Source organism: uncultured Kushneria sp., assembly GCF_947497025.1.
Classification (GTDB): domain Bacteria; phylum Pseudomonadota; class Gammaproteobacteria; order Pseudomonadales; family Halomonadaceae; genus Kushneria.
Genome location: NZ_CANMFC010000005.1, coordinates 31,400 through 47,637 on the forward strand (window position 1 = coordinate 31,400; position 16,238 = coordinate 47,637).

Sequence of the window (16,238 nt, forward strand, 5' to 3'; positions counted from 1 at the left end):
CTGATCAGTTCATCTCATCAGCTCATGGCCTGGGCGCTTTTTCGACGCTGGGTCAGCGCCACCGCGCCGTCGATCAGAATCAGCACGACCAGGCTGCCGCCCAGTACCGGCAGTGCCAGCCCCAGCAGAACTGCGAGGATCACCACGGCCAGCGCTGCCGGTCGCGGTGCCTGCAGCAGCGTTTGAATCAGCGTGACGGTTGTCATGGCGTCGCTGGCACGGGTGGGACGACGGCGCCACCACATGGCATATCCCAGTACCAGCATGACCACCAGTGCACTGGCAAAAACGACCAGCACCAGTTGATTGATCACCCCGAACAGTACGCCCATGTGTAGATCCACCCCCCAGCGGGTCAGTTTCGCGGCCAGCGGAAACGTCTCGAACCGGGTGCGATCAATCACGGCCAGAGTGGTCGGGTCAATGGCGGCCTCATCCACCTCGGTGGGCCATTCGCGGCCGATCTCGCGTACCTTCCAGGCGTTGCCCGGCCCGGCCGCGGGGACAATTTCAATCTTGCCGGCCTCGAGCCCTTCTTCGCGTGCGGCTGTCAGCACCCGATCGTAGAGTCCCGGATCAAAGGCATGATCCTTCATGGCCATGTTGTGACCCGAATGGGCGGCGTGTTCGGCGTGTGGGCCCGGCTCGGCGGGGGTGACGCCATCCAGGCTCGTTGAGACCGTCGGTGTCTGCCAGCCGAACATGTGCCGCAGCTCGCCGATGTTGCCCCCGGCGTATTTCGACCAGGTCAGTCCCGTGGCAGAGAAAAACACGAAGCCGATCAGGGCCCACGGCCCGAGACGGGTATGCCAGCGGCTGGCACGCTGGCCGGCATCTGCCTGGCCGCTGCGCCGTCGCTTGAACCAGAGGGCCAGCCCGCCCAGCGCCACGATCCAGAGCCAGGAGGCCGCCAGCTCGCTGTAGACGCGCCCCGGCTCGCCCAGCAGCAGGCTGCGGTGAAACTTGTCGATGGTGATGCGAAAGGCCGAGATGCCGCTGGTGCCATAGACCGGCAGGGCGCCGCGCACCTCGTTGGTGGCTGGATCGACAAAAATCGCCAGATGCTCCCACTGACCCACGCTCGGGTCCGAGAACATGACCCGGGTCGTCTCGCCCGGAGAAGGCGCCGGGCGTACGGCCATGGGTGCCTCGTCGCGCCCCAGCGCCTGCTGTGCCGCCCGAATCTGGTCGGCCAGTGGCAGCGGCGTGCCGCTGTCGCTTCCGGTATAAAACTGCTCGTGGTAGAGGGCCTGCTCGATCTGCGGGGTCAGGGCATAGACGATGCCGCTGAGGGCGACGAGCAAAAGAAATGGACCGACCAGCAGGCCGATATAAAAATGCAGTCGGGCAATGAAGGCCCAGCCCCACGGTTTGCGACCAGATGGCGCTGTGGCGGTATGATCTGTCATGAAGGCACCTGTCATGGCCATGGGTATTTATGGCATGGCGTATTCTCGATCGGCCTTTTCTGGCTGGAGGGCCGATAACAGCAGGAACGTGAACGAATGACCGTTCAGCCAGGCAGGGGCGGGGCGCGCGACAGGGCGTTGGGGAAATGAGGGTGACAGGCATGGCCCTGCAGTCGAGCGGGAACAGGCATTGCATCCGGTCCGGCACGGCCGGGCGGCAGCGTCAGGGCGGCCTCGATCATCAGGGGCGTATGGGCCAACAGCGAGCAGTAGCCGCACTTGGCAAGATCCATATGGCCGATGGGATGGGGCTCGTCAGACGCTTTACTGTGAACGCTTGCGAGGGCCTGATGCGTTTCAGGCGTTTGCAGCCGGGTCATGATGTGACCGGCATGCATGCTGGAGGTCTGCTCCTGCCAGCGGGAAGCAGGGGAGGCGCGCTCATGGGCCAGCGCCAGTGTCTGCGACAGCACCGGGGCCAGAAAGATGACCAGCATGGTGGCCAGGGCCAGCCAGGCCGGGAGAGAGCAGCGCAGACGAGTCATGAGTGGGCGAAGGCAGCGCCAGGCAGTGGGAGGTTCAAGGCCCGTGACCTTACCGCAAACCGATGCTCGAGAACATCCCGGCAGGTCGGCCGAGCCTGGGTGGCACTGAAGTCGCGATCGATGCGGAAGGTCGGGCCGCATCGGTCCCGGCATCCATGACCCCGGCTAGGGCCGGGGCAAGGTGTCCTATTCGGCCTGAGAGGTGGCGCTGGCTGTCAGCGAGGCGCTGGCGCTCGGTGCCTCATCGTCATTGACCGCTCTGAGCGCCACGGGGGTATGAAGTACCACGGCGCCGGGTTGAACATCGAATGGCTCATTGGCCGCACCAACGATCAGGCGACGACGCTCAAAGGCCAGGTCGCTGCGACGGCCCAGATAGGTCTCGCAGTCCCGGCAGTGCACGGGATCTTCGACCGGGCGCATATGCCCGGATCTCACAATAATGCGTCGGCTGCCACAGTGAAAACAGCGGACATTGAGCTCTGTGGGCCTCATGAAACACCTCTGTAATTTATTTATTCATGTTATGTGATAACGCCCGTGCGCCCTAGCATGAAATTGCCTTTTCATACTTCAAGCTCAGGCCTCTGAACCATCCATTTCATGTCTTTAATGATCGAGGCGGTCATGACCCTGATCTGTATGGCGCGTTCACACCCATGAGATGCCCGTCGGGCGCCGGCACACCCGTGCGAATCATGTCGGAGAAGCCGGAAAATGCATGCCCCCCGTTATCGGCCGCCCTGGCCCGTGAGTTGATATGGCCGCGCGTCTTTAATTCGGAAAGTGGTCGGGAGGTATCAAGAGCTTTTAGATCATATAGATAGCCGGGCAGATAGCCCGACAGCAGCAGGCGGTAGTCGGTGGGCAGCCCCGGAATGATCCTTTTGACCATGTCAAACACCAGCGTGGTGCAGTTGCTGGTCAACGTGTTGTAAAAGGCGGGCGTGTCGCGCAGGTCATCGGCCTTGTCGAGATAGGCCAGAAACAGGGCGCGAGCGGCGTCCTCTGGCAGGGCCACGCGATAGAGATAGACGTCTTCGTCACGGACGTTGGAGCGGGTGCGGATAATGTCGTGTTCATCGGCGGCGATCAGGGCCATCTCGAACTGTTTGAAAAAGCCGCCGATGGCAGAAAAGGCCTCGCCGCGTTGACGGCGAATCTCGACCGAAAACACCAGCTGCCGCCCGTCATCAAAGCCGAAGCTGACCAGCGTGTGGGCAATCGCCGGCCCCATCCAGTAGGAGACAATCAGATCCGTGGAGGTCAGTTCGGACAGGCGGTAGGTGCGTGTCTCCCAGCGCTCGGTGTAGCGCTCCGGCGTCTGCCAGTCAAAATTGCGCACGTTGTCGATCGTGACCTGATCCCCGTCGATGACAGCATGCGGCAGGCGCGCCACGTCATCGGCCCAGTCACGATCGCCCCGGGGCGTAATGCTCTGCCACCAGGTCAGCAGGGCCGTCAGTGCCAGAAGCCATGCCACCAGAACGATTCGGCGTCGCGCGATGAGCACGTGCAGTGTCACCAGTACCGCACCGAGTCCGAGAAGGCCCCAGCCCACCATGACCGTCACGACCACGGCAGCAGGGCCGGGCAGCTGATACCACAGCGCCAGCGCGCCCCACAGGGTGGCCGACACGATCAGCAGCGCGGCGACGAGACGCCATGTCCAGCGCAGGACAGGGCGCCACCAGCGCTTTAACAGGGAGGGCATGGACAGGCTCCGATCATGGTATTCAGAAAAATTTTTGCGCCGGGCAGGAGGTCGGATCCGCCGTCATGCGCCAGGCTTGAGGCAAAGATACCGCATTGCCTGAATCAGAGCCTGCCAGGAGAGCGCCATGGCCGTACAGCCCCCCGTTACACCGGATATTCGCCGCACCATGATTGCCGCCGTATTGCTCGGCATCGGCTTCATGGCCGCCATCGACGAGATCATCTTTCACCAGATACTGGCCTGGCACCACTTCATCGATACCGGCTCCTCGGCGCTGGCGCTGGCCTCCGATGGCATCCTGCACACCATGGAGCTGGTGCTCTTTATCGTGGGCGCCTTCATGATGATTGAACTGCACGGGCGTGCCGCCCAGGCCCCCGGCTACCGTGGGCCCGGGTTTCTGCTGGGCATGGGCGGCTTCCAGACCTTTGACGGGATTGTGGATCACAAGATTTTAGGGCTCCACCAGGTGCGCTATGTCGAGCATGTCTGGCTCTACGATATTGCCTGGATCGGCGCGGGGCTTGTGGTGCTGGCCATTGGCTGGAAGCTTTTACAGCGTGCCCGGCGGGGGCAGGCCACCAGTCAGCACTGATTAGACAGGCACCGCCGTGACCGCCCACTCGACCCTGCACGCGCCCATGGCCATGGGCGTGACTTCTGCCGCTGCATGGCTGCTGATCGCTTGTCTCTGGCTTGTCTATATCGCGGGCGTGTGGCGAACGCGGCGACAAAAGCCCTGGCCTCGCTGGCGCATGCTGCTGTTCACGCTAGGCTGCGCCACGCTTGTCGCCGCTTTCATGCCCTCGCTGATGCACGCCGCGCACCAGGACGTGCGCTGGCACATGGTGCAGCATCTATTGCTGGGCATGTTCGCCCCGCTCGGCCTGGTGTTTGCCGCCCCCATGACGCTTTTATTGCGCAATCTGCCGCCCGGTGGCGCTCGGCGGCTGGTGCGTTTTCTGGGCACCTGGCCAGTGCGTGTGCTGACCCACCCTGTCACGGCCCTGATCTTCGATATCGGCGGCATGTATCTGCTCTACATGACGCCGCTATATGCACAAAGCCTGACCACGCCCTGGCTTGCCAACGTTTTGCATCTGCATTTCGTGCTCTCGGGCACCCTCTTTACCTGGGCGATCGCCGGCCCCGACCCGGCGCCGCATCGCCCGGGCTGGCGTATGCGCATGGGGGTGTTAATTGTTGCCATGGCGGCGCACGCCACGCTTGGAAAACTTTTATATGCGTTCGGTTTTCCGCGCGGTACCGGCGCTGGCCTTGAGGAACTGCAGCAAGCGGCGATGTGGATGTACTACTGGGGCGATCTGGCCGAGGCGGCGCTGGTGGTCGCATTGATGCTGGCCTGGCTGCGCCGCCGTCAACGCATGGCACGCCATCTCAACGCTGCCTCACTTGATACGCATACGGGATGAGCGGCGCGGTTGCGACTCGATGATTGAGGCAAAATGGCGTAGACTGCGCCACAAATTCCTTACCCCTCCATGAGCCGTGCGCCAGCCTGACACTGCGCGCATGGTCGTGACGATACCGTGCGGGCCCCGTCTTGCAACTCGAAACCCGAAAGCTTGGCTGCGAGCGCGATGAGCGCTGGCTTTTCAGCGATCTTGACTGGCAGATCGGTGCGGGCGAGTTATGGCGGATCGAGGGCCCCAACGGGTCGGGCAAGACCACGCTGTTGCGCATTCTTTCCGGGCAAATGGCCGATTACACCGGCACCCTTTTATGGCAGGGCGAACCGCTTTCCCGCTGTCGCGAAACCTTTATGGCCTCGATGCTCTATATCGGACACCGCCCCGGTATCAAAAGGGCGCTTACGGCGCTTGAAAACCTCGACTGGTATCAGGCCATGAGTGCGGTGAAGGAGGGCGGCGCCCGGGCACGTCGCGACGCCTGCTTTCAGGCGCTCGAGGCGGTGGGGCTGGCAGGCTTTGAAGAGACGCCGGTGGAGAGCCTCTCCGCCGGTCAGCAGCGTCGTGTGGCGCTGGCAAGGCTGGCGCTGGGCCATCAGTGGCTGTGGATTCTCGATGAGCCCTTTACCGCGATCGACCACGACGGCGTGCGCCAGCTGGAAGCCTGGATGACGGCACACTGCCGGGCCGGTGGCAGCGTGGTGGTGACCTCGCATCATGACAGCGGGGAACTTTCGCCCGCGTCAGGGGTTCTCAGAAATCTTCGCTTCGATGGCCTGGGAGGCGTGCACGTTGACCGCTGAGCGCACCGCGACCGATCGTATCGCCGGGCCTCTGCCCGGGCTCTGGCAGGGGTTTTCGGCCACACTGTCGCGCGACTGCCGACTGCGCTTTCGCCGGCGCAGCGAGCTGGCCAATCCGCTGATCTTTTTTGCGCTGATCGTCACCCTCTTTCCGCTGGGGCTGGCACCTGACAGCACGCTGCTCTCCAGCATCGCCCCCGGGCTTTTGTGGGTCGCGGCGCTTTTATCGGTGCTGTTATCCCTCGATGGTCTTTTTCGCGATGACTTTGATGACGGCACGCTCGAGCAGCTTCTGCTCGCCCCGCAACCGACCGGCATACTGGTGCTGGCCAGGATCGTGGCGCACTGGCTGACCACCGGCCTGCCGCTGGCGCTGATCTCGCCGCTGCTGGCGGTCATGCTGTCGCTGCCCGGTCACAGCATGGACGTTCTGATGCTGACGCTGCTTCTGGGCTCGGCCACGCTGAGCCTGATCGGCGCCATTGGGGCGGCGCTGACCGTAGGGCTCCGTCGCGGTGGCGTGCTGCTGTCGCTGCTGATCCTGCCGCTGTATACGCCGGTGCTGATCTTTGGCGCCGGCACGGTGCGTCTAGCCATTGAAGGGGCGCCGGTTGCGCCGTGGCTTGCGCTGATGGGCGCCATGCTCGCCCTGTCCCTGCTGGCCGCGCCCTGGGCGGCGGCCGCTGCCCTGAAACTCTCTCTTGATGGCTGATCCCGCCCCGGCACCGACTTGAACAACGTTGATCGATAATCATGTGGCCCATTATTCATAAACTCGGCTCTCCCAAATGGTTCTACACCATGAGCGGGCGCTGGCTACCGTTTCTCTGGGGGAGCGGTACGATCCTGGTCGTTTTGGGTAGTCTCTGGGGGCTGGCCTTCGCACCGCCCGACTACCAGCAGGGCGACAGCTTTCGCATTCTCTATGTGCACGTGCCGGCCGCCATTCTGGCCCAGTCGTGCTTTGCGCTGATGGCGATGTGCAGCCTGATCTTTCTGGTCTGGCGCATCAAGCTGGCAGACATGGTGGCCGGGGCCGCAGCGCCCTTTGGTGCGGCCATGACCTTTGGCGCGCTGTTTTCCGGCGCGGTCTGGGGCGTGCCGACCTGGGGCACCTGGTGGGTATGGGATGCGCGGCTGACCTCGATGCTGCTGATGTTGTTTCTCTATCTGGGCATCATGGCCCTGCGCGGGGCGTTTGCCAGCCGCGATGGCGGCGCCCGGGCGGCCGCCATTCTCACCCTGGTGGGTGTGATCAACCTGCCGATCATCAAGTATTCGGTGGTGTGGTGGAACACGCTGCATCAGGGCGCCACCTTCAGTCTGACCGAAAAGCCGGCCATGCCGGCGAGCATGTGGCTGCCGCTTCTGCTCATGGTGATCGGGTTTTATCTGCTGTTTGCCGCCGTCACGGTGGCCCGCACGCGCAACGAGATCATCAGACGCCAGCCCACCGCCCGCTGGGTGCGTGCGCTGGTGCAGGGAGGGCGCCATGGCCTTTGAATCGCTGGCCGATTTCTGGGCCATGAATGGCTACGCCGTCTATGTCTGGCCGGCCTTTGGGGTGGTGCTGGGCAGCCTGGTGGCGTTTGCTCTCTACAGCGTGCTGGAACAGCGTCGGCTGCTGCGCCACGTGGCAGCGCTCGAGCGGCGTGAAAGGCAGCGCCCCACGGCTCGCCCCGCGACGGATGATGGAGAGACGACATGAATCCGCGTCGTCGACAGCGTTTGATCATCATCGTGGTGTTGGTGGCACTGGCAGGTATTGCCATTGGCCTGACGCTCTATTCGCTGCGGGCCAACATGAACCTGTTCTACTCCCCGACCCGGATCAGTGCCGGCGAAGCGTCGGTCGGGCGGTCGCTGCGTGCCGGCGGCGTGGTGCGCGATGACAGCGTTCAGCGTGATCAACAAACGCTGGATGTAACCTTTACCGTGACCGATTTCGAAGAAGACGTGCCGGTGCATTATCGCGGCATCCTGCCGGATCTGTTCCGGGAAGGGCAGGGCGTGGTCATTGTCGGCACGCTCGACGAGCGCGGCTGGATCGAGGCCAGCGAGGTGCTGGCCAAGCACGATGAAAACTATATGCCGCCGGAAGTCGACGGGGCGCTCAAGGCCGCCGAGGCCCGTCGGGCCACTCCTTCCGATACCGCCGCGGTGGCGGAGCGCCGCACCTCCGGGACGCCCTGAAACGAGAACGTCATGCTGATTCAGATTCTCCCCGAAATCGGGCTCTACGCCATGATGCTGGCGCTCGCCATGGCGCTGGTGCAGGCCGTCGTGCCGCTGGCCGGCAGCCTGGCCCGTCGTCCGCTGTGGATGAGCTACGCAGCCCCCATGGCCTGGGGGCAGGCGCTGTTTTTGCTGACGGCCTTTGTCTGTCTGGCGCTGGGCTTTTTGTTCAATGATTTCAGCGTGGCCTATATCGCCAGCAACGCCAACTCGCAGCTGCCCTGGTATTACCGACTCAGTGCGGTCTGGGGCGGGCATGAAGGGTCGGTGCTGCTGTGGTCGATGATGATGGCCTTCTGGGGGCTGGCGGTCAGCGTCTTTTCGCGCAATCTGCCGCGCGACATGCTGGCCCGCGTGCTCGCGGTGCTGGGCATGATCAACGCAGGCTTTCTGATCTTTATTCTGGCCACTTCGAGCCCGTTCGAGCGCATTTTGCCGGTGCCGCCGTCGGACGGTGCCGATCTCAACCCGCTGTTGCAGGACCCGGGACTGATCGTGCATCCGCCGATGCTCTACATGGGCTATGTCGGCTTTTCGGTCGCCTTTGCCTTTGCCCTTGCCGCGTTGATGGGCGGGCGCCTGGATGCGGCCTGGACGCGCTGGGCGCGCCCCTGGACCAATCTGGCCTGGGCGTTTTTGAGCGTGGGCATCGCGCTGGGCAGCTGGTGGGCCTACTACGAGCTGGGCTGGGGCGGCTGGTGGTTCTGGGACCCGGTCGAAAACGCCTCACTGATGCCCTGGCTTGCCGGTACGGCGCTGATGCATTCACTGGCAGTGACCGAAAAGCGCGGCGGCTTCAAGAGCTGGACGGTGCTGCTGGCGATCGTCACCTTCTCGCTGTCGCTTTTGGGGACCTTTCTGGTGCGCTCGGGCGTGCTGACCTCGGTCCACGCCTTTGCCAACGATCCCTCCCGCGGCACCTTCATTCTGATTCTGCTGGGGCTGACCGTGGGCGCCTCGCTGACGCTGTATGCCTTTCGGGCGCCCCGGGTCAAAAGCCCCCTCGGCTTTGGCTGGTGCTCCCGCGATGCGATGCTGTTGTTCAATAACATCCTGCTGCTGGTGATGATGGTGACCGTGCTGCTGGGCACGCTCTATCCGTTGATTCTCGACAGTCTGGATCTGGGAAAGATTTCGGTCGGCCCGCCTTATTTCAACACCCTGATCGTGCCGCTGACGGTGGCACTGGGGCTTTTCATGGGCGCAGGTCCGGTGACGCGCTGGAAGCAGATGGCGCCTCGCGAGCTGATCAAACGGCTGTGGCTGAGTGCGATGGTTGCGTTGATGGTGGCGCTGACGATGCCCTGGCTTTATGACGGTGCCTGGTCGCTGTCGGTCACTCTGGGGCTTCTGGTGGCGGCCTGGATCGTGGTGCCGCTGGTGCGCGAGCCGCTGGTGCTGATCCGCCGTTTTGGTCTGCGCGGGCCGGGCAAGCTCTCGCGCAGCCACTACGGCATGGTACTGGGCCATATCGGCATGGCGATGACGATTGTCGGCGTGACCATGGTGTCGAACTACGATCACGCCGATAACGTGCGCATGCGCCCGGGGCATTCGGTCGAGGTCGGCGGCTATCGCTTTACCATGACGCAGCTCAACGAGGTCCATGGCCCCAACTATCTTGCTGATCGCGCCACCGTACGAGTGACGCAGGGCGATCGGCTGATGGCGATGCTGCATCCGGAAAAGCGCTTTTTTGATACCCAGCGTCAGGCCATGACCGAAACCGCGCTGGACCACGGGCTGACCCGCGACCTGTACGTGGCCATGGGCGAGCCGCTGGATGATGGCGAGTCGTGGGCAATGCGCATTCAGGTCAAACCCTTCGTGCGATGGCTGTGGCTGGGCGCCCTTTTGATGGCCGCCGGCGGCATTCTGGCGGTCTGTGACAGGCGCTACCGTCACCGCAGCCGAACCCGACAAATGATGGAGGCCCGGCCATGAAAAAACGCTACTGGCTGTTCGTGCCGCTGTTGATTTTTGTGGTGCTGGCGGTGCTGCTCTGGCAGGGCCTCGGGCGCGACCCGTCTCATCGCGAGTCGGCGCTGCTGGAAAAGCCCTTTCCGGCCTTTTCGCTGACCACACTGGAAGACGGTGAGCGCACCGTGGACGCCTCGTGGCTGAAAGGGCAGGTCACGCTGGTCAACGTCTGGGGTGAATGGTGCCCGACCTGCAAGCGCGAGATGCCGCAGCTGCTGGCGCTAAAGGACCGCGGCGTGCATCTGATCGGCGTGGATTACAAGGACACCCGCGACAGGGGGCGCGCCTTTTTAAACGAGTTCGGCAACCCCTTTGCGCTCAACGTCTTTGACCCGGAAGGCTCGCTCGGTTTTGACCTCGGCGTTTATGGCGCGCCCGAGTCCTTTATCGTCGACGCTCAGGGCAACATTCGCTATCACCACACGGGCTATATCACCCCCGAGGACGTCGATGGCGTGATCCTGCCGGAGCTTCAGCGATGGCAGTGATCCCGAAGGCACTGATGGCGTTGCTGGCAGCGGCCATGCTGGTGCTGCTGGCAGGCACGGCAGGCGCCGATGATCTGCATCACTTTGATGATCCGGCCCTGCAGGCGCGTTATGACGATCTGACCGCCTCGCTGCGCTGCCCCAAGTGTCAGAACCAGGCAATCGGGGATTCCGGCTCCCCCATTGCCGGCGATATGCGCGCCTACGTGGCGCGTGCGCTCAGACGCGGCGACAGTGATGAGGCCATTCGTCAGGCCATGGTCGATCGCTTCGGCGATTACGTGCTGTATCGCCCGCGTTTTGAGTGGCGCACCCTCGCCCTTTGGGCCGGCCCTGGCGTAGTCGTGCTGCTGGGCATGGCGGGTATTGGCGCGCTGATCCGGTCGCGCCGCGGCGAGCGCGTTGAAGCGCTCGATGATGAAGAGCGACAGCGGCTCGACACGCTGCTGTCGCGCCATCAGGCGTCTGACGATCAGACCAGGAGTCATCAATGACGACGTTATGGGTGGGCCTGGCCCTGCTGTTGAGTGTGGCCATCATGTTTTTGCTGCTGCCGCTGTGGCGCAGTCGGGGCCTGCGTGCGGCGCAATCGACACTGGAGGCGCGCGGTGATGATGCCCGTGACAACGTCAGCGTCTTTCGTGATCGGCTGGCAGGTCTTGATGAGGAGCTTGCTCGCGGGGAGATCGATCAGGCGCGTTATGACACGCGGCGGCTGGAGCTTGAGCGCGATCTGCTCGCCGATACCGAAGGGCAGGCGCCGCAGGTGCTAAAATCGGCCTACAGTGGGTGGTGGCTGACCGCCGTCGTGGTGGTGGCCGTCGGTTTTGGCTCGCTGTATGCCTATCACCGCGAGGGCAGCGCAGATGATCTCGAGCTGTATCAGGCCCGTCAGCAGGTTGAACAAAACGGCGGTGAGCCGCAGCAGTTCATCGCACGCTTTGAGCAGGAGGCCCGTCGCCAGCCGGATAACCCCAATGTCTGGGCGTCACTTTATCCGCTGTATCGCGACAGCCAGCAGTACAACCGGGCCGATCACGCTCTGGTGCGTCTGATTGAGCTCAAGGGCCGGACGCCGGCACTGGTCTCGGAGCTGGCCCAGATTCGCTTTGTCGAAAATGATCGACAGATGAACGATGAGATTCAGGCGCTGGCCGACGAGGTGCTGGCCGATGATCCCCGTCAGCCCACGGTGCACGGGCTGCTGGGCTTTGCCGATTTCAGTGACGGGAACTATCAGGGGGCCATCGATCACTGGCGTATCGCGATTGCCGGCAGCGACAGTGATGATAGCCAGCAGGCGCTGCGACAGGCGATGGCGGCGGCCAGGGCGCGCATGGGGCCTACGGCTGAAGGCGCACCGGTCGAGCAGGACAGCGAGGCGCGCAACGAGCAGGACAGCCGTCCTTGAGTCATGACGCCAGCCCCTGGCCGGCGTCTGCGCCAAAGGAGGGCGACTCCTTGCAGGAGCACTCCAGTGCGTGCAGCAGGGCCCCCAGCCCTTCCGGGGCGCGGGCCTGACATCGGGCACTGGTGATGACGCGAAGCTCGCTGGCCCAGGTGATGCTGCCGTGTGTGGCCATGTGCCGCTCGATCAGGTCCACATCTTCATGACAGCGCAGCGGGCGAAACCCGCCCAGCCCTTGATAGGCTGCCATGCTGATGCCCAGATTGGCACCGTGGATATGCTGTCGGCTGACGTTCTGGTGCTGATGCGCCAGGTAGCGCGCGCGCAGGGCCGGTGACAGACTCTGCCACTGGTTCAGATGGACGCCGCCGCATACGGCGTCGGTGCCAAATCCATGCTGGGCGCTCAGCCAGTGCTCGGGGACGCAGGTATCGGCATCGGTAAAGGCCAGCCAATCCACCTTCCCGGGCAGGGCCAGTACGCCGGCATGGCGGGCCATGCCCACATTGGCGGCAGTCACGTTGAGCGCCGTCACGCCGTACTCCCTGACAATGGCCGCCGAGCGGTCCCGGCAGCTGTCCAGTACCACTACCAGTGTCACCTCATGGCCCAGATGTCGGGCATGGGAAGCCGCGCGTGCCAGTGCCTGCAGACAGTCCGGCAGATACTGTTCTTCATTGTGTGCCGGCACTACCACGCCGATGTGCGCCATATCATTTCCTGTCGTCATTGCCGGATTCCTGACGAGAGGCCACGGGAGAGGGTGTGCGCTGCCAGAGATTGATCAGGGTGTCGCTGTCTTCATAATGTCCGTGGGCCAACCAGCCCAGGCGCCTGCCGAGATAGTCATGAACGCGCTGGGCATCCAGCTCGCTGCCATCGATGGGATGGCGCCAGTGACAGGCCAGCAGTTCGCCGTCCTCGCTCAATGAGGCCTCGATGCGCTCACACAGCGTCTCCAGCGCCTCGGGTTTCACGTAGTAGCCCATTTCGCTGATCACGATCAGATCAAAACTGCCCGGTGGCCACTGTTCGGGGATGGCACCGTGGGTAATGTCCACATGGGGCTGGCCCTTGAGCGCCTCGCGTGCGCGCACCAGGGCGCTGTCGCTGACATCCTGTATCCACAGGGCATCACAGCGTGTGGCCAGCTCGGCGCTGAGCACGCCAATCGAACAGCCGGGCTCGAATGCACGGCGATAGCGCTGACGGGTCAGCATGGACAGGGTCAGCGCGCGCTTTCGCTTTTCATACCAGCGGGTGTGGTAATGCCACGGATCGGCATGTGCGGCATGTAACTGCTCAAAGGCCCGGGCGTCCAGACGGGTCATGGTCATCGTCTCCGCTCGTTCGTGGCCGTTTCATGGGGCGCGGGGATCAAAAACACTTCATAAGGGCGCGTCAGACGCCTGAGCACGTAGTCCGGCAGGATAGGGGCCTGTCCGGTGGCCGGGTCGACCGTCAGCTGACTCTCATGGGCCTGAATGGCGTCCTGCTTGCACGCCAGCATATCGGCCTCCAGCGGCAGGCGTCGGGCCTGGGCCCAGGGCACGCGAGGATCACCGGGCGCGGCCCAGTGCCAGGTCCAGATCGGGATTTCGATCAGTCGGGCGCCACTGATTGCACAGGCCCGCGCACAGGCCCGCCCGGTCGCTTCGTGATCGGGGTGGCCATCGCCACGCCAGGTGGTCAGCACCACATGATCCACCGTGAGCTGTGCGGCCAGATGATCGGCAAGCGCGGCTTCATGGTGCGCCACGGCCGTATCCGGCAGGCCCAGTCGTTCCACGGTGGTCTGCTGTTCACAGCCCAGTCGCCGGAGCGCTTCCAGACTTTCCAGCGGACGCTGCTGCGCCAGGCGTTCGGCGCTCCAGTGAGTCGAGCCCGCATGACTTGCCGTGCCATCGGTCACGGCGATCAGCTGCAGGGTGTGGCCGGCCGCGGCAAGCTTGAGCATGAGCCCGGCAAAGCCCAGCGTTTCATCATCGGGGTGGGGCGCCACGATCACGGCATGCTGATGCGGGGCGACCAGCGCGTCATGGGTGATGGTCGCCATCGCCTCAAGTCCACCCCAGGCCTGCCAGTCGGCTTCCAGCGTGCCTTCCCCTTCAATCCGACGATCATCATCGCTCATGGCTGCCACCCGCTTTCGGTTTCGGTGCAGAGCCGGCCCAGCGCGGCAAGATCGCGCTCGGCGTGGCTCTGACGCAGATAAACCGGCAGGTCGGCCATCATGCGGGCAAAACGGCGATCGCGACAGAAGGGCGCAGCCCCCAGCGCGCGACCGCAGTGCGTGATGATCTGATTGACACTGTGTTCAACCAGCGCGCGGGTGCGCAGGGTCAGCCTCTGGCTGTTCTCGCTGGGGGCGGCATCAATGGTGGCAGCGGCGTCGCGAAGCCCGGCAAGGCCGGCATGCAGCGCGGCATCGACATGGCCCAGCTGCGCCATCAGGAGGGCGTCGTCCTGTCGATTTGAGGCCTTCGCCTGCAGTGCTCGTGCCAGCGCGTGCGCGCCGCCCAGCCAGCAGGCCGCGATGCCGGCACCGCCCTGCCAGAAGCCGGGGCGGTCCAGATAGGCATTGGCCGGGCCGATCAGCTTGGCATGGGCATGGTCAAGATCGACGTCAACGCTGGCGGTGGCCTGCATGCCGACGGCCTGCCAGCCCCGGTCGGTAACGCTCACGCCCGGCTGATCCATGGCCACGGCGGCCAGACGCTGCTGATCATCCTGCCAGACGGTCATCAGGGCATGGGTCACAATGGGGGCACCCGAACACCAGGCCTTGGTGCCGGTAAGGGTGACCTGCGCTGCATTGGCACTATCGACATGGCCATCATCGACATGAACCCGGGCCTGGGGCGGCTCGGCGGCCCACATGGCCCAGCGGGCCTCATCAGGGGCATCGGGCGTGACGCCAAGCTCTGCCATGATGGCCAGCGCGTCGGTGTGGCCTTCATAGAGCTTGATCAGCGCCAGATCACAACCGGCCACGCGATACAGCGCACGCCAGCGTGTGAGCGTGTCGTTTGATCCGGGGCGGGCAAGCGGACCCAGCGCGATCAGCTGATCCAGTGGCAGAATCAGGGCATCGATATGCTCGGCAGGCGTGTCATGGCCCGCCAGCATATCGTTCAGACGCCGGAGGAAAGGGTCACCCATGAAAACTCCTTGTTATGCCTGTCAGGGGCTATCCGTGCCGTTAAAAAATGACAGGGTCGCGCATCAGCATAGTCAGGAATGATTCGGGGGAGATTGCTCGAGGTTAATAATTTGCAGTTGGATACAAAAGGATCAGCGTGAGGCGAGCTGGCGCACGGTGTCACCGGTCAAAAGGCGCCTTGCGCCCAGATAGTGGCGCTGCCAGTAGTTGCCCGAAAGCGAGCTGACGCGAATGTTTTCTCCGGTGCGCGGGGCCTGAACGAACTTGCCATCGCCCAGGTAGACGCCGACATGATCAGCGGCGCTGGCCGCCTTGATGCGGAAAAAGACCAGATCGCCGCGCTTGAGCGAGTCCAGGGCGACCGGAGTGGACCCTGACCAGTGATACATGCCGTTGGCGGTGCGCGGCAGATCCCCGGAAAGCAGGTCACGAAAGGCGTAATAGATCAGACCGCTGCAGTCAAAGCCTGCCTGGGGTGTGGTGCCGCCCCAGAGGTAGGGTCGCCCGACCTGATCCATGACGGTGTCCATGGCGCGCGCCATGGCTACCTCGCCGGGACGGTCGATCTCTTCGTTGAAGGCATACTTCTTGTAGTTGAAGTTATCCACACCCGCCGCGATGGCTCGTGTCGATCCGTTTGGGACAATCGAGCGACCCTGAGCGGCGGCCTTTTTGAGCTGGGTCTCGGAAAGCCCCAGTTGACGGGCACGCGCCTGCTCGCGTTTGCGTTTGGCACGCAGTTCGCTGGCCGTGCCATGCTCTGGCTGCAGCAGCTGTCGGGCCTGCGCCTGCTCAATGGCGCCGGGCAGGCCGGGGCTCAGCAGCAGGATCAGCAGCAGTCCCAGCGCCCCCTGGCGGGCCGCCCGGCGTGAAAGGTCTGGATGTGGCATTTGGGTGCTCATCAGGTCGGTATCGTGTCAGGCATGAGCCGGCGCCCCGGTGGGCGACAGTCTGACAAATCACGGCAGGAACATTGATAACATCCAGACAGGGCCTGAGAACATGATCAATGCGCGCATTCTACGGTTGAACGCTCCGTGCCTCGAGAGTAATCACCCGG

Annotated in this window: 20 protein-coding genes; 11 read left to right on the plus strand and 9 right to left on the minus strand. The window is 63.8% G+C overall.

Annotated elements, in window-relative coordinates; translation table 11 throughout:
* Window positions 1-17: 17 nt before the first annotated feature.
* The 4 genes from Q0931_RS10505 to Q0931_RS10520 all read right to left on the minus strand — a co-directional run bounded on the left by Q0931_RS10505 (window position 18) and on the right by Q0931_RS10520 (window position 3,668).
* Complete coding sequence (locus Q0931_RS10505) at window positions 18-1,409, minus strand: PepSY domain-containing protein (RefSeq protein WP_299260020.1); 1,392 nt, start codon at window positions 1,407-1,409, stop codon at window positions 18-20.
* Window positions 1,410-1,513: 104 nt separating this feature from the next.
* A complete protein-coding gene (locus Q0931_RS10510) occupies window positions 1,514-1,954 on the minus strand; it encodes a DUF2946 domain-containing protein (protein WP_299260022.1) in 441 nt (146 codons plus the stop codon).
* A 186-nt stretch (window positions 1,955-2,140) separates the two neighbouring features.
* Window positions 2,141-2,449 (minus strand): hypothetical protein, encoded by a 309-nt coding sequence (locus Q0931_RS10515; RefSeq protein ID WP_299260024.1) that lies wholly within the window; start codon window positions 2,447-2,449, stop codon window positions 2,141-2,143.
* Between the two features lie 130 nt (window positions 2,450-2,579).
* Window positions 2,580-3,668: a DUF4105 domain-containing protein gene (locus Q0931_RS10520; protein ID WP_299260026.1), complete on the minus strand. Its 1,089-nt coding sequence runs from the start codon at window positions 3,666-3,668 to the stop codon at window positions 2,580-2,582.
* Window positions 3,669-3,795: 127 nt separating this feature from the next.
* Between Q0931_RS10520 and Q0931_RS10525 the strand changes: the two genes are divergently transcribed.
* The 11 genes from Q0931_RS10525 to ccmI all read left to right on the plus strand — a co-directional run bounded on the left by Q0931_RS10525 (window position 3,796) and on the right by ccmI (window position 12,018).
* Window positions 3,796-4,266, plus strand: coding sequence for a DUF2243 domain-containing protein (locus Q0931_RS10525; protein ID WP_299260028.1), 471 nt, complete (start codon window positions 3,796-3,798; stop codon window positions 4,264-4,266).
* 16 nt (window positions 4,267-4,282) lie between these two features.
* The gene (locus tag Q0931_RS10530) at window positions 4,283-5,104 is read left to right on the plus strand and encodes a cytochrome c oxidase assembly protein (protein WP_299260030.1); all 822 of its coding nucleotides are present in this window, start codon (window positions 4,283-4,285) and stop codon (window positions 5,102-5,104) included.
* Window positions 5,105-5,235: 131 nt separating this feature from the next.
* Complete coding sequence (ccmA, locus tag Q0931_RS10535; RefSeq protein WP_299260032.1) at window positions 5,236-5,904, plus strand: cytochrome c biogenesis heme-transporting ATPase CcmA; 669 nt, start codon at window positions 5,236-5,238, stop codon at window positions 5,902-5,904.
* A 19-nt stretch (window positions 5,905-5,923) separates the two neighbouring features.
* Window positions 5,924-6,616, plus strand: coding sequence for a heme exporter protein CcmB (gene ccmB / locus Q0931_RS10540; RefSeq protein WP_299260501.1), 693 nt, complete (start codon window positions 5,924-5,926; stop codon window positions 6,614-6,616).
* Window positions 6,617-6,657: 41 nt separating this feature from the next.
* Window positions 6,658-7,407, plus strand: coding sequence for a heme ABC transporter permease (locus Q0931_RS10545; RefSeq protein WP_299260035.1), 750 nt, complete (start codon window positions 6,658-6,660; stop codon window positions 7,405-7,407).
* Complete coding sequence (ccmD, locus tag Q0931_RS10550; protein WP_299260037.1) at window positions 7,397-7,612, plus strand: heme exporter protein CcmD; 216 nt, start codon at window positions 7,397-7,399, stop codon at window positions 7,610-7,612. Before Q0931_RS10545 ends, ccmD begins: the two co-directional genes overlap by 11 nt.
* Window positions 7,609-8,097, plus strand: coding sequence for a cytochrome c maturation protein CcmE (gene ccmE, locus Q0931_RS10555; RefSeq protein ID WP_299260039.1), 489 nt, complete (start codon window positions 7,609-7,611; stop codon window positions 8,095-8,097). The genes ccmD and ccmE overlap by 4 nt, the downstream gene beginning before the upstream one ends.
* A gap of 12 nt (window positions 8,098-8,109) precedes the next feature.
* On the plus strand, window positions 8,110-10,083 hold the full coding sequence (locus Q0931_RS10560) for a heme lyase CcmF/NrfE family subunit (RefSeq protein ID WP_299260041.1): 1,974 nt from the start codon (window positions 8,110-8,112) through the stop codon (window positions 10,081-10,083).
* Window positions 10,080-10,607 carry a DsbE family thiol:disulfide interchange protein gene (locus tag Q0931_RS10565; protein ID WP_299260043.1) on the plus strand — a complete coding sequence of 176 codons (528 nt, stop codon included), beginning with the start codon at window positions 10,080-10,082 and terminating at the stop codon, window positions 10,605-10,607. The genes Q0931_RS10560 and Q0931_RS10565 overlap by 4 nt, the downstream gene beginning before the upstream one ends.
* Window positions 10,598-11,101 (plus strand): cytochrome c-type biogenesis protein, encoded by a 504-nt coding sequence (locus tag Q0931_RS10570; protein WP_299260045.1) that lies wholly within the window; start codon window positions 10,598-10,600, stop codon window positions 11,099-11,101. The genes Q0931_RS10565 and Q0931_RS10570 overlap by 10 nt, the downstream gene beginning before the upstream one ends.
* The gene (gene ccmI, locus Q0931_RS10575) at window positions 11,098-12,018 is read left to right on the plus strand and encodes a c-type cytochrome biogenesis protein CcmI (protein ID WP_299260047.1); all 921 of its coding nucleotides are present in this window, start codon (window positions 11,098-11,100) and stop codon (window positions 12,016-12,018) included. The genes Q0931_RS10570 and ccmI overlap by 4 nt, the downstream gene beginning before the upstream one ends.
* A gap of 1 nt (window position 12,019) precedes the next feature.
* On the opposite strand, the gene Q0931_RS10580 is transcribed toward ccmI, so the two are convergent.
* The 5 genes from Q0931_RS10580 to Q0931_RS10600 form a co-directional block, all read right to left on the minus strand.
* A complete protein-coding gene (locus Q0931_RS10580; protein WP_299260049.1) occupies window positions 12,020-12,745 on the minus strand; it encodes a glycosyltransferase in 726 nt (241 codons plus the stop codon).
* The gene (locus tag Q0931_RS10585; protein WP_299260051.1) at window positions 12,729-13,352 is read right to left on the minus strand and encodes an SAM-dependent methyltransferase; all 624 of its coding nucleotides are present in this window, start codon (window positions 13,350-13,352) and stop codon (window positions 12,729-12,731) included. Before Q0931_RS10585 ends, Q0931_RS10580 begins: the two co-directional genes overlap by 17 nt.
* A complete protein-coding gene (locus Q0931_RS10590; protein WP_299260053.1) occupies window positions 13,349-14,149 on the minus strand; it encodes a PIG-L family deacetylase in 801 nt (266 codons plus the stop codon). The genes Q0931_RS10585 and Q0931_RS10590 overlap by 4 nt, the downstream gene beginning before the upstream one ends.
* The gene (locus Q0931_RS10595; RefSeq protein WP_299260055.1) at window positions 14,146-15,177 is read right to left on the minus strand and encodes an acyl-CoA dehydrogenase family protein; all 1,032 of its coding nucleotides are present in this window, start codon (window positions 15,175-15,177) and stop codon (window positions 14,146-14,148) included. The genes Q0931_RS10590 and Q0931_RS10595 overlap by 4 nt, the downstream gene beginning before the upstream one ends.
* 132 nt (window positions 15,178-15,309) lie before the next feature.
* Window positions 15,310-16,068 (minus strand): C40 family peptidase, encoded by a 759-nt coding sequence (locus Q0931_RS10600; RefSeq protein ID WP_299260057.1) that lies wholly within the window; start codon window positions 16,066-16,068, stop codon window positions 15,310-15,312.
* Window positions 16,069-16,238: the final 170 nt, after the last annotated feature.

Bases quoted from the DNA above. Each gene is read 5' to 3' on its own strand.
- Q0931_RS10505 (WP_299260020.1), bottom strand. From the start codon at position 1,409: ATGACAGATCATACCGCCACAGCGCCATCTGGTCGCAAACCGTGGGGC.
- Q0931_RS10510 (WP_299260022.1), bottom strand. From the start codon at position 1,954: ATGACTCGTCTGCGCTGCTCTCTCCCGGCCTGGCTGGCCCTGGCCACC.
- Q0931_RS10515 (WP_299260024.1), bottom strand. From the start codon at position 2,449: ATGAGGCCCACAGAGCTCAATGTCCGCTGTTTTCACTGTGGCAGCCGA.
- Q0931_RS10520 (WP_299260026.1), bottom strand. From the start codon at position 3,668: ATGCCCTCCCTGTTAAAGCGCTGGTGGCGCCCTGTCCTGCGCTGGACA.
- Q0931_RS10525 (WP_299260028.1), top strand. From the start codon at position 3,796: ATGGCCGTACAGCCCCCCGTTACACCGGATATTCGCCGCACCATGATT.
- Q0931_RS10545 (WP_299260035.1), top strand. From the start codon at position 6,658: ATGTGGCCCATTATTCATAAACTCGGCTCTCCCAAATGGTTCTACACC.
- ccmD (WP_299260037.1), top strand. From the start codon at position 7,397: ATGGCCTTTGAATCGCTGGCCGATTTCTGGGCCATGAATGGCTACGCC.
- ccmE (WP_299260039.1), top strand. From the start codon at position 7,609: ATGAATCCGCGTCGTCGACAGCGTTTGATCATCATCGTGGTGTTGGTG.
- Q0931_RS10560 (WP_299260041.1), top strand. From the start codon at position 8,110: ATGCTGATTCAGATTCTCCCCGAAATCGGGCTCTACGCCATGATGCTG.
- Q0931_RS10565 (WP_299260043.1), top strand. From the start codon at position 10,080: ATGAAAAAACGCTACTGGCTGTTCGTGCCGCTGTTGATTTTTGTGGTG.
- Q0931_RS10570 (WP_299260045.1), top strand. From the start codon at position 10,598: ATGGCAGTGATCCCGAAGGCACTGATGGCGTTGCTGGCAGCGGCCATG.
- ccmI (WP_299260047.1), top strand. From the start codon at position 11,098: ATGACGACGTTATGGGTGGGCCTGGCCCTGCTGTTGAGTGTGGCCATC.
- Q0931_RS10580 (WP_299260049.1), bottom strand. From the start codon at position 12,745: ATGACGACAGGAAATGATATGGCGCACATCGGCGTGGTAGTGCCGGCA.
- Q0931_RS10585 (WP_299260051.1), bottom strand. From the start codon at position 13,352: ATGACCATGACCCGTCTGGACGCCCGGGCCTTTGAGCAGTTACATGCC.
- Q0931_RS10590 (WP_299260053.1), bottom strand. From the start codon at position 14,149: ATGAGCGATGATGATCGTCGGATTGAAGGGGAAGGCACGCTGGAAGCC.
- Q0931_RS10595 (WP_299260055.1), bottom strand. From the start codon at position 15,177: ATGGGTGACCCTTTCCTCCGGCGTCTGAACGATATGCTGGCGGGCCAT.
- Q0931_RS10600 (WP_299260057.1), bottom strand. From the start codon at position 16,068: ATGCCACATCCAGACCTTTCACGCCGGGCGGCCCGCCAGGGGGCGCTG.